Annotated in this window: 13 protein-coding genes; 10 read left to right on the forward strand and 3 right to left on the reverse strand. The window is 73.3% G+C overall.

The features are described 5' to 3' along the window. The first annotated feature begins 77 nt into the window (after positions 1 to 77). The 7 genes from G7072_RS05695 (at position 78) to idi (ending at position 6,373) form a co-directional block, all read left to right on the forward strand. On the forward strand, positions 78 to 881 hold the full coding sequence (locus tag G7072_RS05695; protein ID WP_166084650.1) for a calcium-binding protein: 804 nt from the start codon (positions 78 to 80) through the stop codon (positions 879 to 881). An 82-nt stretch (positions 882 to 963) separates the two neighbouring features. Beyond that, entirely contained in the window at positions 964 to 1,857 is an 894-nt protein-coding gene (locus G7072_RS05700) for a UbiA family prenyltransferase (protein WP_166084652.1), read from the forward strand. After that, the gene (locus G7072_RS05705) at positions 1,854 to 3,083 is read left to right on the forward strand and encodes a geranylgeranyl reductase family protein (RefSeq protein ID WP_166084653.1); all 1,230 of its coding nucleotides are present in this window, start codon (positions 1,854 to 1,856) and stop codon (positions 3,081 to 3,083) included. The genes G7072_RS05700 and G7072_RS05705 overlap by 4 nt, the downstream gene beginning before the upstream one ends. After that, positions 3,080 to 4,180: a 3-oxoacyl-[acyl-carrier-protein] synthase III C-terminal domain-containing protein gene (locus tag G7072_RS05710; protein ID WP_166084654.1), complete on the forward strand. Its 1,101-nt coding sequence runs from the start codon at positions 3,080 to 3,082 to the stop codon at positions 4,178 to 4,180. The genes G7072_RS05705 and G7072_RS05710 overlap by 4 nt, the downstream gene beginning before the upstream one ends. After that, complete coding sequence (locus G7072_RS05715; RefSeq protein ID WP_166084655.1) at positions 4,177 to 4,716, forward strand: isoprenylcysteine carboxyl methyltransferase family protein; 540 nt, start codon at positions 4,177 to 4,179, stop codon at positions 4,714 to 4,716. The genes G7072_RS05710 and G7072_RS05715 overlap by 4 nt, the downstream gene beginning before the upstream one ends. Next, a complete protein-coding gene (locus G7072_RS05720; RefSeq protein WP_166084656.1) occupies positions 4,713 to 5,771 on the forward strand; it encodes an NAD(P)/FAD-dependent oxidoreductase in 1,059 nt (352 codons plus the stop codon). The genes G7072_RS05715 and G7072_RS05720 overlap by 4 nt, the downstream gene beginning before the upstream one ends. Then, positions 5,768 to 6,373, forward strand: a complete 606-nt coding sequence (gene idi, locus G7072_RS05725) for an isopentenyl-diphosphate Delta-isomerase (RefSeq protein ID WP_166084658.1) — start codon at positions 5,768 to 5,770, stop codon at positions 6,371 to 6,373. Before G7072_RS05720 ends, idi begins: the two co-directional genes overlap by 4 nt. Before the next feature lie 80 nt (positions 6,374 to 6,453). Here the strand turns inward: idi and G7072_RS05730 are convergent, their stop codons facing one another. Further along, on the reverse strand, positions 6,454 to 6,723 hold the full coding sequence (locus tag G7072_RS05730; RefSeq protein ID WP_166084659.1) for a hypothetical protein: 270 nt from the start codon (positions 6,721 to 6,723) through the stop codon (positions 6,454 to 6,456). Positions 6,724 to 6,818: 95 nt separating this feature from the next. Here G7072_RS05730 and G7072_RS05735 point away from each other — a divergent pair, with 95 nt between their 5' ends. Beyond that, a complete protein-coding gene (locus G7072_RS05735) occupies positions 6,819 to 7,235 on the forward strand; it encodes a YchJ family metal-binding protein (RefSeq protein WP_240917162.1) in 417 nt (138 codons plus the stop codon). Between the two features lie 74 nt (positions 7,236 to 7,309). Here the strand turns inward: G7072_RS05735 and G7072_RS05740 are convergent, their stop codons facing one another. Continuing rightward, complete coding sequence (locus tag G7072_RS05740; protein ID WP_166084660.1) at positions 7,310 to 9,334, reverse strand: PTS mannitol transporter subunit IICBA; 2,025 nt, start codon at positions 9,332 to 9,334, stop codon at positions 7,310 to 7,312. A gap of 224 nt (positions 9,335 to 9,558) precedes the next feature. Here G7072_RS05740 and G7072_RS05745 point away from each other — a divergent pair, with 224 nt between their 5' ends. Both G7072_RS05745 and G7072_RS05750 read left to right on the forward strand, forming a co-directional pair. Continuing rightward, entirely contained in the window at positions 9,559 to 10,617 is a 1,059-nt protein-coding gene (locus tag G7072_RS05745; RefSeq protein ID WP_166084661.1) for a zinc-dependent dehydrogenase, read from the forward strand. Between the two features lie 95 nt (positions 10,618 to 10,712). Further along, the gene (locus G7072_RS05750) at positions 10,713 to 13,538 is read left to right on the forward strand and encodes an FAD/NAD(P)-binding protein (protein ID WP_166084662.1); all 2,826 of its coding nucleotides are present in this window, start codon (positions 10,713 to 10,715) and stop codon (positions 13,536 to 13,538) included. 73 nt (positions 13,539 to 13,611) lie between these two features. Here G7072_RS05750 and G7072_RS05755 read toward each other — a convergent pair whose 3' ends face one another. Next, entirely contained in the window at positions 13,612 to 15,999 is a 2,388-nt protein-coding gene (locus G7072_RS05755; protein ID WP_166084663.1) for an FdhF/YdeP family oxidoreductase, read from the reverse strand. Positions 16,000 to 16,217: the final 218 nt, after the last annotated feature.

The raw sequence follows: 16,217 nt of genomic DNA on the forward strand, positions 1-16,217 counted from the left end.
CGATGTGATCAGATGCAGAGGTCCCGGGCGATTCGGGACCTTAGTCTGGGGTCTTACGTCGCATTTGGGAGGATGCCGTGCTCACTCGTTCTGCTCGAATCACGCTCGCCGTGGCCGCCCTCGGGGCCGCCACCGTCTCCGGCGCCGCACTGCCGGGAGCCGCCCAGGCGGCCGGCAGCGAACCGCCGAAGGCACTGCTGGGCAACGGTCCCACCCCGATCCCGCTGAAGAACGCCGCGATGATCTCGCGCACCGAGTGGGGCTACCGCTACATCGCCGGCCAGCAGCACTCCGACCTGACCGTGCGCCTGGTGGACGGCAACCTCGTCTACACCGACCGCGGCACCCGCGAGCTGCGCGACATCCCCGGCACCTGCAGCCGCCGGTCCGTCGACGTCGGCATCCAGGCGGTCTGCTCCGTGCCGGCGCAGTACGACAGCGCCAACAGCATGTTCCTCGAGATCTGGCCGCGCCTGGGCGACGACACCGTCGACGGTTCGTCGTTGCCGAACACCTTCCGCATGTGGGTGCTGGGCGACCGCGGACGCGACGTCGTGCGGACCGGGGCCGGCAACGACTTCGTCAACGGCGCCCAGGACGCCGACAAGGCCTGGGGCGGCGGCGGCAACGACTGGCTGCGCACCGGCATCGGCGACGACACCCTCGTCGGCGAGGGCGGTGACGACAAGCTCGTCGGGGTCGACGGCAACGACACCATCGACGGCGGGGAGGGTGACGACCGCGTCGGCGGCGGCCCGGGCAGCGACCACCTGACCGCCGGCGGTGGTCAGGACCTCGTCGCCTGCGGCGGCGGGCCCGACAACGCCTGGGTGGACTCCGCGGACCGCACCACCGAGTGCGAGTCGGTCGCCCGCTCCTGATCGGCGACGCCCGCGGCCGACCCGACCCGGCGGGGCGGTCGCGGCCCGGCCCGGGGTTGCGCCTGCGACCTAGGGTCGGACCATGGCGGCCTCCCGAGGCGGGTACCGGACGTCTCGGTCGTCGACGACGCCCGGGCCCACGTCCGCGCCCGGAGCCATCCGCCCGGCGGCCCCGGGCGGTGCCGCGGTCGGGCTGCTGCGCGCGGCCCACGGCGGCCCGACGCTGGCGGTCACGACCCTCGTCGTCGTGCTGGCCGTCGGCCGTGACGTCGGGTGGGGCACCGCCCTGATGCTCGCGGGCGCCGTGTTCGCCGGCCAGCTCACGATCGGGTGGGTCAACGACCTCGTCGACCTGCGGCGCGACCGCGAGGTCGGACGCACCGACAAGCCGCTGGCCACCGGCGAGCTCCCGGTGGCGGCGGTGCGCACCGCCCTGGCGCTGGCGGCCGCATCGGCGGTCGGGCTCTCGCTGGCGCTCGGGTGGCGGAGCGCGCTGGTCCACCTCGTGCTCGTGGTCGGCTCCGGTCAGGCCTACAACCTGTGCCTCAAGGCGACCGCCTGGTCGTGGCTGCCCTACGCCGTCGCGTTCGGCACGCTGCCGGCGGTCGTCACCCTCGCCGGCGCCGACCCGGTGTGGCCCGAGCCGTGGCTGATGCTGGCGGCCGGCACCCTCGGGGTGGCGGCGCACTTCCTCAACGTCCTGCCCGACCTCGCCGACGACGCCGCGACCGGCGTGCGCGGCCTGCCGCACCGGATCGGCGGGACCGCCAGCCGGGTCGCGGCGACGACGCTGCTCGTCACCGCGTCGCTGGCGGCCCTGCTCGGTCGGGACGGCGCCCCCGAGACCTGGGGCTGGCTGCTCCTCGTCCTGGTGCTCGGGCTCGCAGCGCTCAGCCTGCGCGGTCGCGGCCGGACCCCGTTCCGGGCGGCCGTCGCGATCGCCCTGCTCGACGTGGTGCTGGTGGCGGCCGGATGACCTCGGACGCCCTCGGACGCGGCGTGGTGCACGACCTCGTCGTCGTCGGGTCCGGTCCCGCCGGTGCCGCGACCGCGCTCGGAGCGCTGGCGGTCGACCCGGACCTGTCCGTGCTGCTGCTCGACCGCGCCGACTTCCCCCGCGACAAGTCCTGCGGCGACGGGGTCGCACCGCACGTGCTCGACCTGCTCGCGGAGGTCGGGGTCACCGGGCTGCTCGACGACCGGGTCCCGGTCACCCGGCTCCGCCTGCGGCGCGGCGACCTGGGCGTCGACCGTCCGATGACCCGGCCCGCGTGGGTGGTCCCGCGACGTGTGCTGGACGCCCGCCTGCTCGACGCCGCGCTCGGCGCGGGCGCGCGGTGGGAGCGTCGCCGCGTCCGCGACCTGGTCGTCGGCGACGACGGGGTCGTGCTCGACGGGGAGGTCGCCGGGCGGCTGACCGTCGGCGCCGACGGCGCCCACTCGGTGGTCCGGCGCGCCCTCGGACGCCCCGACGGACCGCGGGCGCTGGCGATCCGCGGCTACGCCCCCACGCCGGCCGAGCGGCGTGGCGGCCAGACCATCGTGTTCGGCGACAGCCGACAGCCGTCCTACGCCTGGGCGTTCGACTGCGGCGACGGCACCAGCAACGTCGGGTACGGCGAGCTGCTGACCACCCGGCGTGACCCGCCGACCCGGCGCCAGCTCCTCGAGCAGCTCGAGCACCTGCTGCCCGGGACCACCGCCGACGCCGTCGACTGGCGCGGGCACCACCTGCCCCTGTCGACGGCCCGTCCGCTGCGGCCGGCGCACGGACGCGTGCTGCTGGCCGGCGACGCGGCCGGGCTGGTCAACCCGCTCACCGGTGAGGGCATCTACTACGCGGTCGCGACGGGTCTGCTCGCCGGACGCGCAGCCGCCGAGGCCCTCCGCGACGCCGGCTCGGACGGACCCCGCGCCCGGGCCACCGCGGAGACCGCCGCGGGAGCGACGTACACCCGGCGCGTGCGGCGGCTGCTCGCCCGGCACCTGCGCCACACCGCGCTGGCGGCGCGGCTGTCGCTGAACGGCCGTGTGCTCGACGCCGGGCTGCGTGCCTCCGCCCGCGACCAACGGGTCTTCGACGACCTTGTCGAGCTCGGGCTCGCCCGCGGCACCCTCACCCCGACCCTGTCCCGCGGCCTCGCCACCTCGTTGCTGGGCCGCACCCCTCCGCACGCCCACCCACAGGAGACACCCGTATGAGGATCGTGAGCGTCGCCGGCGTCCTGCCCGAGCACCGCTACCCCCAGCAGCAGATCACCGAGATGTTCACCCGCACCATGCTGCGCGGCGCGGTGGACCTCAAGGTGGTCGAGCGGCTGCACGCCAACGCAGGCGTGCGGCACCGCTCCCTGGCGCTGCCGATCGAGGACTACGCCGGCCTCGAGGACTTCGGCCAGTCCAACGACGCCTTCATCGAGGTCGGCGTGGAGCTGGGGGCGCGGGCCGTCACCGACGCCCTCAAGGCGGCCGACCTCACGCCTCAGGACGTGGACCTCGTCATGTCCGCGACGGTCACCGGGCTCGCGGTGCCCACCCTGGAGGCGCGGGTCGCGGCCCTCATCGGCATGCGGCCCGACGTCGTGCGGGTGCCGCTGGTGGGGCTGGGCTGCGTCGCCGGCGCCGCGGGCGTGGCGCGGCTGCACGACTACCTGGTCGGTCACCCCGACAAGGTGGCGGTGCTGATGTCGGTCGAGCTGTGCTCGCTCACGCTGCAGCGCGACGACACCTCGATGGCCAACCTCGTCGGCAGCGGCCTCTTCGGCGACGGCGCCGCGGCGGTGGTCGCCGTGGGTGCCGACCGCGCCGCGGGCTTCGCCGACGCCGAGGTCGAGGGCCGTGGGCCCGCGCAGCCCGACGTGCTGGCCAGCCGCAGCCGGCTCTACCCCGACTCCGAGCGCACGATGGGATGGGACGTCGGCGCCACCGGGCTCAAGATCGTGCTCGACAGCAAGGTCCCGCAGATGGTCACGCGCTACGTCGGTGGCGACGTGGCGGCGTTCCTCGCCGACCACGGGCTCACCCAGGCCGACATCGAGTGGTACGTCGCCCACCCCGGCGGGCCGAAGGTGCTCGAGGCGATGCAGGAGACCCTCGGGGTCCCGCAGGAGGCGCTGCAGGTCACCTGGGACTCGCTCGCGGCCATCGGCAACCTGTCGTCGTCCTCGGTCCTGCACGTCCTGGCCGACACGCTCGCCACCCGCCCCCCGCGCCCCGGGTCCTACGGCCTGATGCTCGCGATGGGGCCGGGCTTCTGCTCCGAGCTGGTGCTGCTGCGGGCCCCGGAGCCCGGCACATGAGCTCCGAGGTCTGGTTCACGGTCCTGGTCGCCGCGGTCGGGCTGGAACGGCTCGCCGAGCTGGTGGTCTCCAAGCGCAACGCCACCTGGAGCCTGGAGCGTGGCGGAGTCGAGACCGGCCAGGGCCACTACCCCGTCATGGTCGTGCTGCACACCGGCCTGCTGGCGGGGATGCTCGTCGAGGTCTGGCTGCTGCGCCCCGACGTCCTGCCGCTGCTCGGCGTCACGATGCTGGCGCTGGCGGTCGCCTCCCAGGTCCTGCGCTGGTGGTGCATCACGACGCTCGGCCGCCGCTGGAACACCCGCGTGATCGTCGTACCCGGTCTGGCGCCGGTCACCGGCGGCCCCTACCGCTGGTTCTCGCACCCCAACTACGTCGCCGTCGTCGTCGAGGGCGTCGCGCTGCCGCTGGTGCACTCCGCCTGGATCACCGCGCTGGTCTTCACGGTGGCCAACGCCGCGCTGCTGACCGTGCGGATCCGCTGCGAGAACACGGCGCTCGCGTCGCTGCCCCGTGCCGAGGGGGTGAGCGCGTGAGGGACCTCGTGGTCGCCGGCGGCGGCCCCGCCGGCCTGGCCACCGCCCTGTACGCCGCCCGCGCCGGGCTCGACGTCGTGGTGCGGGAGCCCCGTGAGGGCACCGTCGACAAGGCCTGCGGCGAGGGACTCATGCCGGGGGCGCTGGCCGCCCTGCACGGGCTGGGGGTGGACCCGGACGGCCACGAACTGACCGGCATCCGCTACCTCGCCGGGGCCCGACAGGTCGAGGCCCCGTTCCGCGGCGGGCCCGGACGCGGCGTGCGCCGCACGACGTTGCACGCGGCGCTGCGCGCGGCGGTCGACGCCGCCGGGGTGCCGGTGGAGCCCCGTGCGGTCGGGACCGTCACGCAGGACGCCGACGGCGTGGTCGTCGACGGGGAGCGCAGCCGCTACCTCGTCGCGGCGGACGGGCTCCACTCGCCACTGCGGCGCTCGCTCGGGCTGGAGCGCCCGGACGACCGCGCTCTGCGGCGACGGGTGGGCGGTCGGGCGGCCCCGGCGCGCTACGGCCTGCGCCAGCACCACGCGGTGGCGCCCTGGACGTCGTACGTCGAGGTGCACTGGGGCGAGCACGCCGAGGTCTACGTGACCCCGGTGGGCGACGACCGGGTGGGGGTGGCCGTGCTGACCTCCACGCGCGGGTCCTACGCCGACCACCTGGCCGCCTTCCCCGACGTCCGCGCGCGGATCGACGGCGCCGGGAGCCTGAGCGACGTCCGTGGGGCTGGCCCGCTGCGGCAGCACGCCACGGCTCGGACCGCGGGGCGGGTGATGCTGGTCGGCGACGCCGGCGGCTACGTCGACGCCCTGACCGGGGAGGGCGTCGCGCTGGCCCTGGCGCAGGCGCGGGCCGCCGTGGACGCCGTGCTGGCCGACGACGCCGGACGCTACGAGAAGGAGTGGGTGCGCGTGACCCGTCGCTACCGGGTGCTGACCGAGGGACTGGTGCGCGCGACCCGGCTGGCGCCGGTGCGGCGCCGGCTGGTCCCGACCGCGACGCGGCTGCCGTGGGTGTTCGACGCCGCCGTGGGCGCGCTGGCGAGGCCGGCGTGAGCGCCGTGCGCGACGTGCGTGACGGGGAGGTCGAGCTGGTCGTGCTGGTCGGCGAGGACGGCGAGTCGCTGGGCACCCAGGCCAAGGCCACGGTCCACCACGAGGCGACCCCGCTGCACCTGGCCTTCTCCTGCTACGTCTTCGACGACGCCGGCCGGGTGCTCGTGACGCAGCGGGCGCTGGGCAAGGTGACCTGGCCGGGCGTGTGGACCAACAGCGTGTGCGGGCACCCGGCGCCGGGGGAGGACCTCGCCGACGCGGTGCGACGTCGCGCCGCGGACGAGCTGGGGCTCCGGGTCGTCGACGTCCGGCTGGTGCTGCCGGCCTTCCGCTACCGCGCGGTCATGGACAACGGGGTCGTGGAGAACGAGCTGTGCCCGGTGCACGTCGCCCGGGCCGTGGGCCGCGAGCACGTCGACCCCGCCGAGGTGGAGGAGGCCGTGTGGGTGCCGTGGCCGCAGTTCCGCGACGAGGTCCGTGACGGCACCCGGGAGGTGTCGCCGTGGTGCGTGAGGCAGGTCGCCGAGCTCGCGGCCCGCGAAGACGGTCACGGCTGGTTCCTGCCCGGTGACGCAGACGCCCTCCCGGCTGCCGCTCGCTGAGCGAGCGGCGGGGGAGGGCGGCGGGTCGGGCGACGCGGTCCGGTGCCGGACCGGGGCTCCGGCGTCAGCCGGTCAGTCGCTCAGGCGGCGGCTCGGCCGCGACGGGCGAGGCGGCGCAGCGCGCTGCCCTGCTGCCGGGCGCGCACGAGCGGGAGCAGGTGCGCGCGGCCCTCGCGCTCGGCCACCAGGGTGGTGGCGTCGTGGTCGTAGTCGGCGGCGAGGCGCTCGACCCGGCCGAGGTCGTTGGCGGCGACCGCCTCGTTGACTGCGACGACGTACTCGTCGTGCAGGGCGTCGAGCTCCTCGACGAGGGTGCGGGCCATGTCGTTCACCTCCAGGTTGCTGTTCATGTCCTGACAATCGTCCCGCGAATCTTTGATCGATCCAACTTCTGGCGCGGTGATCCCGCCCACAGGGTCTGCGCGCACCACGGGAGACTGGCGGGGTGAGACTACCTCGCTCGGGCCCCGGTGACGGGGCCTGCGTCTGCGGCTCGGGCCGCGGCTACGCGTCCTGCTGCGGGCCGCTGCACGACGGGGCCGCGGCGGTGACGGCCGAGGCGCTCATGCGCTCGCGCTACGCCGCCTACGCGTTGGGTCTCGAGGACCACCTGTTCCGGACGTGGCACCCACGCACCCGCCCGGCCGGACCGCTCACCGGGGGCGGCCTCGTGTGGTGCGGCCTGCGAGTGCTGCGCACCGAGGCCGGGGGAGCGGACGACACCGTGGGGGTGGTCGAGTTCGAGGCCGACCACCAGGTGCCGCGGGACGGCCGCGCCGGGACCGTCGTGCGGACGATGCGCGAGGTGAGCCGCTTCGAGCGGCGCGCCGGCCGCTGGGTGTACGTCGACGCCGTCACCTGAGCGGGGAAAAATGTCAGTGCGACAAGCATCCGTGAGGATGCCTGCCGCACTGACGGGTCGAGCAGGGCAACGGGTCAGACCGGCTGGACCTGCCCCAGCACCTCGAGCACCTCGCCCGTCGTGGACGCGGCCTCCAGGCGAGCCACCTGGTCGGCGTCGAGGAAGACCTCGGCGATCCGGCCGAGCAGCTTGAGGTGGTCGTTGCCGAGCGCGGCGACGCCGACGACGAACTTCACCTCCTTGCCCTTCCAGTCCAGGCCGTCGGAGTAGCGGACGAACGAGATGGCCGTCCGCTTGATGGCCGACTTGGCCTCGTTGGTGCCGTGCGGCAGCGCCAGCCCGTTGCCCATGTACGTCGACACCGACTGCTCGCGGGCGTGCATGCCCTCGATGTACGCCGCGTCGACCGCACCGGCCTGGACGAGCAGCTCACCGGCCCGGGTGATCGCCTCGTCCCGCGTACGGTCCGCGGCGTCCAGGACGACCGACTCGGGGGCGAGCAGGCCACCCATCGTGTCGGTGTCCTGGGACGCCGCGGCCCCTCCCTGCGCCGGGACGCTGCTCCCACCCGCGTCCCCGCCCGCGCCGCTGTTGCGCTCGCGCACCAGCTCCACGATCTCGTCGTAGCGCGGGCTGTTCATGAAGTTGTCCACCGAGACGTGGACCGCCGACCCGGTCCTCTGCCGTGCCCGGGCCGTCAGGTCCTGGTGGCTGACGACCAGGTCGAACTCGTCGCGGAGGTTCGAGATGGCCTTGTTGACGACCGTGACGTCGGTGTAGCCGGCGCCGTGGACCTTCTTGCGCAGCACCGAGGCGCCCATGGCCGAGGAGCCCATGCCGGCGTCGCAGGCGAACACGATGGCGCGGATCGGGCCGGAGTGCTCGGAGGCCGCGGAGCCGGACAGCGCCGAGGAGGCGACCGACTTCTTGCCCTTCATCGACTCCATGCTCGCCGTGGCGACGGCCAGGTCGCCGTCGTCGTCCGACCGGTCGGTCTTCAGCAGGAACGCCGCCACCGCGAAGGACGCCGCGGCGCCGCCGATCACGGACAGGATCACGCCGACGTAGCTGCCGCCGGGCGTGGCTGCCAGGACCGCGATGATGGAGCCCGGCGCGGCCGGGGACCGCAGGCCGGAGTCGAACGTCAGGTTGATGAAGATCTGGGTCATGCCGCCCGCGATCATCGCCAGGATCAGCTTGGGCTTCATCAGGACGTACGGGAAGTAGATCTCGTGGATGCCGCCGACGAAGTGGATCAGAAGCGCGCCCGGGGCCGACGCCTTGGCGGCACCCTTGCCGAAGAACATGAAGGCCAGCAGCAGGCCGGCGCCGGCTGCCGGGTTCGCCTCGAGCAGGAAGAGGATCGACTGCCCCTGCTCGGACGCCTCGGTGGTGCCCAGCGGGGTGAGGATGCCCTGGTTGATGGCGTTGTTGAGGAAGAGCACCTTGGCCGGCTCGATGAAGATCGAGGTGAGGGGGAGCAGCGAGTTGTCGACCAGGACGTCGATGACGTTGCCGGCCAGCTCGGAGAAGCGGGTGACGAACGGTCCGGCCACCACGAAGCCGACGATCGCCAGGACCATGCCCCAGATCCCGGCCGAGAAGTTGTTGACGAGCATCTCGAAGCCGGGGCGGATCTTGTGCGACCACAACCCGTCGAGCTTCCGCATCGACCAGCCACCGAGCGGGCCCATGATCATCGCGCCGAGGAACATCGGGACGTCCGTGCCGGCGATGGCACCCATGGTGGCGATGGCGCCGACCACGCCGCCGCGGATGTTGTCGTCGTACATCATCCGGCCGCCGGTGTAGCCGATCAGCAGCGGCAGCAGGTAGGTGATCATCGGGCCGACGATGCCGCCGTCCACGAAGTCGCCCCAGCCTCCGAACTTGGCGACCCAGCTGTCGGGGGCGAGCCAGGCGTTGTCGCCGCCGCCGAGGTTGAGCCAGCCGTTCTCGATGAACAGGGCCGTGATCAGGCCCCAGGCGATGAAGGCCCCGATGTTGGGCAGGACCATGTTCGACAGGAACGTGCCGAACCGTTGGACGTGGAGGCGGACACCGCCGCCGCTCGATTGGGTCTGGGTCGTCGTTGCCATGACACCTTCCTGGGGGTGAAGGCCCGATCCGCCGGTCGCGCGAGCGCGTACGTTGGGGTCTGGCGGTGGTGTGACTGCAGTCACGCGAATCTGTGATTGCCTTTATATCTCCGCCCCAAAGGGTCGGTCAATACCCTGAACGCAACATGTTCGCAGAGAAAGCAACGCAAATGCGGTATGGTCTGGATCACAGACCACCGACGAGACAGCTGGAGGACACCCCCATGAAGGCCCTGCGCTTCTACGCCCCCGAGGACGTCCGGCTCGAGGACGTCCCCGAGCCCACCTGCGGTCCCCGCGAGGTCAAGCTCAAGGTGCGCAACTGCTCGACCTGCGGCACCGACGTCAAGATCTTCCACAACGGTCACCAGAACCTCACCCCGCCGCGGACCATCGGCCACGAGATCGCCGGCGAGGTGGTCGAGGTCGGCGCCGAGGTCGCGTCCGCCTTCGGCGCGTCCTGGTCCGTCGGCGACCGGGCCCAGGTCATCGCCGCCGTCCCGTGCGGCGACTGCCACGAGTGCCGCAAGGGTTGGATGGCGGTCTGTGCCAACCAGACCTCGGTCGGCTACCAGTACGACGGCGGCTTCGCCGAGTACATGATCGTGCCCGAGCAGGTGCTCAAGGTCGACGGCCTCAACCGCATCCCCGAGAACGTCGGGTACGACGAGGCGTCGGCCGCCGAGCCGTTCGCCTGCGCCATCAACGCCCAGGAGCTGCTCGGCATCGAGGAGGGCGACACCGTCGTGGTCTTCGGCGCCGGCCCCATCGGGTGCATGCACATCCGCATCGCGCGCGGCGTGCACAAGGTCGGACCCGTCTACCTCGTCGACGTCAACGCCGACCGGCTGAAGATGTCGGCCGACGCGGTCCAGCCGGACGAGACCATCAACGGCGCCGAGGTCGACGTCGTCGAGAAGGTCATGGAGCTCACGGGTGGGCGCGGCGCGGACGTCGTCATCACCGCCACGGCGGCCAACGTCACCCAGGAGCAGGCCATCGCCATGGCCGCCCGCAACGGGCGCATCTCCTTCTTCGGCGGGCTGCCCAAGACCGACCCGACGATCACCTGCGACTCCAACGTCGTGCACTACCGCCAGCTGCACATCCACGGGGCCAACGGCTCCGCGCCGGAGCACAACAAGCGGGCGCTGGAGTACATCTCCACCGGGCAGGTGCCGGTCAAGGACCTCATCACCGAGCACATCCCGCTCGAGCGCGCCCTCGACGCCTTCGCCATCGTCAAGGCCGGCGAGGCGATCAAGGTGACCGTCGAGCCCTGATCGGGGGATCGGAGATGCGGTTCACCGGGAGCCGTGTCTGATTTGCGCACCTTCGTGTTGTCTATCAAACTGCTAGACAAACAACGGAGGTACGCATGGCGGGCAGCGGAGCAGCAGCGACGAGGGCAGGACGGCCCCGGGTCGTGGTGGTGGGGGCCGGCGCAGCCGGCACCCTGACCGCGATCCACCTGCTGCGTGCGGCGACCCGTCGCGCGACCGAGCTCGACATCGTGCTGGTCGACCCCGCCGACCGGTGGGCGCGCGGCGTCGCCTTCGGCACCCCCGACGAGACGCACCTGCTCAACGTGCCCTCGGCGGGCATGAGCGCGCTGCCCGAGGACCCCGGTCACTTCGTGGCCTGGCGGGGCGGGCAGGAGCGGCGCGACGACTGCGACCCCAACGCGTTCGTGCCGCGTCGGCAGTTCGCGCTCTACCTCGACGACACCCTGGCCGACGCCCGCGCCGCCGCGGCCGACCTCGTCGGGCTCAGGCACCTGCGCGCCCGCGCCGAGGGAGTACGTCGTACCAGTGGCGGGTGCTGCGTGGTCCTCGACGACGGACCGCCCCTCGAGGCCGACGCGGTCGTCATCGGCACCGGGCTGCCCACCGTCGGCCACGGCTGGGCGCCGGAGGCGCTGCGGCGCTCACCGTTCTTCGTGCCCGACCCGTGGGCCCCCGGCGCCCTCGAGGTCGTGCGCCGCGACGCCCAGGGCCCGGCCGACGTGCTCGTCGTCGGCACCGGTCTCACCATGGTCGACGTCACCCTCACCCTCACCGGCGGCGCCTCCGGCGGGACCCGGTCCGGTGCTCCCGCCGAGCCGCGACGGGTCCACGCGGTGTCGCGCCACGCCCGTCTGCCGCGATCCCACGTCGCGCGCCCCCGGCTGGCGGCGATCCCCGACATCTCCTCGTGGGGCACGACGCTGGCCGAGATCCGTCAGGACGCGACGCGTCACCTCGCCGAGGTGAAGGAGACGACCGGGGACTGGCGGCCCGCGGTGGACGGTCTGCGCCACCGGGTCACCGCGCTCTGGCAGCGGCTGACCGAGGCCGAGCGCCTCGAGTTCCTCGCCACCGACGCCGGCGCCTGGAACGTGCTGCGCCACCGGATGGCGCCCTCCAGCCGCGCCCGGCTCGACGCCCTGGCGGCCGAGGGCCGGCTCACGCTCGCGCCCGCCGAGGTCCTCGACGCCGAGCCCCTGCCCGGCGGTGGCCTCGCGGTCACGCTGTCCGACGGCACCCGCCACGACGTCGGGTGGGTCGTCAACTGCACCGGGCCGCAGTCCGACGTACGCCAGCTGGGCGACCCGCTGCTCGACGACCTGCTGCGACCGCGCGCCGGGGTCTCCGTGGCGTCCATCGCGTCCGGAGGCATGGGCTTCCGCACCGACCGGGGCCGGCTCGTCGACTCCTCCGGCGCCGCCGACCTCCCCGTCTGGACCCTCGGCGCGCTGCGCCGCGGGGAGCTGTGGGAGTCCACCGCGGTGCCCGAGATCCGCACCCAGGCCTCCGACCTCGCCCACGCGCTCCTCGACGTGGTCGCGCCCCTGCCGCGCCGGCTCGAGGACGGCCGGCTGGTCAGCGGCCACCACCCGGTCGCCCGGCCCCGGGACCCGCTGGGTCTGCCCCTGTCGACGACGGCCGAGGCGGCGGCGGCGTACAACGCCGGGCTCGAGCGCATCATGCGGCTGCAGGCCGGCGGCGAGGAGCTGATCCGCGAGGCCACCGTCCTCGACCGCGACTTCGCGGTCGCCCACGCCGCGCTGGCGATGCTGGGCCACGAGGCCGGCGCCGAGGCCGACGTCCGGTCGTCGCTGGCCGCGGCGCAGGACGCGGTCGAGCACCGCGGCGACGCCCGGGAGCGGAGCTTCGTCGACGTCGTCGCGCGTCGCGTGGCCGACGTGCGCCGCACCGGGGCGCAGGCCCTCATGTCCCACGTGGCCAACCACCCCCGCGACGTGCTCGCGGTGTCGATGGCCGTCCCGACGATCGCCTTCTCCGGCGTCACCGACGTGCAGCAGGAGGCCTGGGACCTCGTCGAGGGGCTGGCCCCGGCCTACCGCGACCACTGGTGGTACATCTCGCTGCTCGCCTTCACCCGCCAGGACCAGGGCCGCTTCGAGGAGGCCGGGCTGCTGGCCGAGAGCGCGCTGTCCTGCGAGCCCTCGTCAGGCCACGCCGTGCACGCGCTGACCCACGTGATGTACGAGACCGGCCAGCACGAGGCCGGGCGCGCCTGGCTCGACCACTGGGTGCGCGAGAGCGGCCGCTCGGCCAGCCACCGCGCCCACTTCTCCTGGCACGCGGCACTGCACGAGCTGGCCATGGGCGACACCGAGGCCGTGCGCCACCGCTACTACTCCCAGCTCGCCCCTCCGGGCGTGACGGGGGTGCGCGCGCTGGTCGACTCCGCGTCGCTGCTGTGGCGCTGGCAGGTCGGTACGACGGAGTGGTTCGGCTCCGAGGGCCCGCCCCCGCCCGTCGAGGGCGTGCTGGAGGCTGCCGGCGAGGAGCTCGTGAGCCGTCCGCAGACGCCCTTCGTGGGGCTCCACGCCGCGCTCGGTCTCGCGGCGGCCGGCGGCGGTGAGCCCTTGGTGCGGCTGCGCGACCACTGCGCCGCGTCGGAGGACCCGGCCGTGCGGTCGACGGTCGTCGCGGTGTGCGAGGCCCTCGAGGCCTGGGGCGCGGGCGACTGGGCGCGCGCCGCGGAGACCCTCGAGGACGTGCTGCCCACGCTGGTCGCCGTCGGGGGCTCCCAGGCGCAGCGTGAGGTCGTCGAGGAGACGCTGCTGCTCGCCCTGGTGCGTTCCGGGCGGGCGGAGCACGCCGTGGCCCGGCTGCACGAGCGGCTGGACCGTCGCCCCTCGCCCCTGGACACCCGCCGCCTCGACACGCTCGGCAGCGTGCCCGCCCTGACCTGAGCCGTCAGGCGGGCTCGACGATCGGGCCCGACGAGCGGGCGCGACGGGCGGTCGCCCGGTCGCGCCCGAGCGGTCAGGACAGGTGGGTCGGCTGCTGGCGCGTCTTGTGCCCGGAGTCCGAGCCCCGCGAGTCCTGGGCGCCCTGGCCGTCGGTGTCGAGCCCGGTGCCCTCGGGCACGAGCGTCACGATGACGGCCTTGTAGACCGGGGTGTTGCTGTGCAGGGCGGTGTTGTCCAGCGGCACCAGCGGGTTGGTCTCGGGGTAGTACGCCGCCGCCGTCCCGCGCGGGGTGTCGAACTCGACGATCCGGAACGACGGGGCGCAACGCACGATGTCGTCGTCGGCCCAGTGCGAGACCAGGTCGACCATGTCGCCGGGCTGGAAGCCGAGCGCGGCGATGTCCTCCTTGTGCGCGAAGACCACCCGCCGGCCGCCCTCGATGCCGCGGTAGCGGTCGGAGAGGCCGTAGATCGTGGTGTTGAACTGGTCGTGGCTGCGCAGCGTCTGCAGCACGAGGTGACGCTCGGGCACGTGCAGCAGCTCGATGGGGGACACGGCGAACTCGCCCTTGCCCGACTCGGTGTCGAACGTGCGGGAGTCGCGCGGGCCGTGGGGGAGCAGGAAGCCGCCCGGCTGGTGGGCCCGCTCGTGGTAGTCCTCGCAGCCCGGGACGACCCGGGAGATGTGGTCGCGGATGACGCGGTAGTCGTCGCGCATCGCCTTCCACTGCAGGCCGTGACGGTCGCCCAGCGTGGCCTCCGCGATCCCGCTGACGATGGCGACCTCGGAGCGCACGTGCGGGCTGGGGGGTGACAGCGGCCCGCGGGACGCGTGCACCGCGCAGACCGAGTCCTCGACGGTGATGGTCTGGTCGCCGGCCGCCTGGTGGTCCTTGTCGGTGCGGCCCAGCGTGGGCAGGATCAGCGCGGTCTCGCCGGTGACCAGGTGCGAGCGGTTGAGCTTGGTCGAGACCTGCACGGTGAGCGACGTCTTGCGCATCGCCTCGACGGTCACGTCGGTGTCCGGGGTGGCCTGCACGAAGTTGCCGCCGAGGCCGACGAACACCTTGACGGTGCCGTCGCGCATCCCCCGGATCGAGTCGACCACGTCGATGCCGTGGTCGCGCGGCGGGTCGAAGCCGAACTCCTTCTCCAGCGCGTCGAGGAAGTGGGCCGGGGGGCGCTCCCAGATGCCCATGGTGCGGTCGCCCTGCACGTTGGAGTGGCCGCGCACCGGGAACAGCCCCGCACCGGGCTTGCCGAGGTTGCCCTGGGCGAAGGCGAGGTTGGCGATCTCCTTGATCGTGGCGACGCCGTTGCGGTGCTGCGTCAGGCCCATGGCCCAGCAGAAGACGGTGCGGTCGGAGTCGCGCAGCATCTCGGCCAGGCGGGTGACCTGCTCCCTGGTCAGGCCCGTGGAGGTGGTCACGACGTCCCAGTCGACGGCCCGGACGTGCTCCTTCCACTCCTCGAAGCCGGAGGTGTGACGCGCGATGAAGTCGTGGTCCAGCGCGTCCCACTCGACCAGCAGGCTGCCGAGCGCCTGCAGCAGCGCGAGGTCGCCGTTGACCTTGATGGGCAGGTGCAGGTCGCTGATCTGCGTGCCGGTGGTCATGCCCTTGGGCGTCTGCGGGTTCTTGAAGCGGATGCTGCCGGCCTCGTTGAGCGGGTTGACCGCGACGATCGTGGCGCCGTTGCCCTTGGCGATCTCCAGCGCGCTGAGCATGCGGGGGTGGTTGGTGCCGGGGTTCTGGCCCATGATCACGATGAGCTCGGCGTCGTACACGTCCTGCATGACGACGCTGGCCTTGCCGATGCCGATCGACTCCGCCAGCGCGACGCTCGTCGACTCGTGGCACATGTTCGAGCAGTCGGGCAGGTTGTTGGTGCCGAAGGCCCGGACGAAGAGCTGGTAGACGAACGCCGCCTCGTTGGACGTGCGACCGGAGGTGTAGAAGGTGGCCTCGTCGGGGTCCTGCAGCTTCGCGAGCTCGTCGGCGACGAGCGCGAAGGCGTCGTCCCACTCGATCGGCTCGTAGTGCGTGCCGCCGGGGCGCTTGACCATCGGGTGCGTGATGCGTCCCTGCTGGCCCAGCCACAGCTCGCTGTGCGCGTCGAGCTCGGCGAGGGAGTGGCGGGCGAAGAACTCGGGGGTCGCCCGGTCCTTGGTCGCCTCCTCGGCCACGGCCTTCGCGCCGTTCTCGCAGAACTCGGCGGCGTGGCGGTTCTTGGGGTCCGGGTCGGGCCACGCGCAGGACATGCAGTCGAAGCCGTCGGCCTGGTTGAGCTTGAGCAGGGTCTGCGCTGTGCGCTTGGGGCCCATGCGCTCCAGGGAGCGCTTCATCGACACCGCGACGGCGGTGGCGCCGGCGGCCGCCTCCTTGCGGTCGTGGACCTCCAGCTGCGACTCGTCGTAGTCGGTGGTCTGCCGCTTGCGGCCGGTGCCTGCGATGTCGGTCATGTCTGAGGTGCTCCTGCTCGTCGATGTCGATCGTTCCGCGCCCGAGACGGAGCGAAACGTCATGGCCCGACCCTACGGGCGGGGGGTGTGCCGCCGCAGGCACACCGGGGGGCCGGACCGTCGGCGAACTCCGCCGGGTTGCAGAATCATGCATCGCGTAGACGCGCAACGAAATGGGCTACAACGCGACATTTCGGTCGGGCAGACTAGACCTGTCG

The organism is Nocardioides sp. HDW12B (assembly GCF_011299595.1).
Taxonomy (GTDB): domain Bacteria; phylum Actinomycetota; class Actinomycetes; order Propionibacteriales; family Nocardioidaceae; genus Marmoricola_A.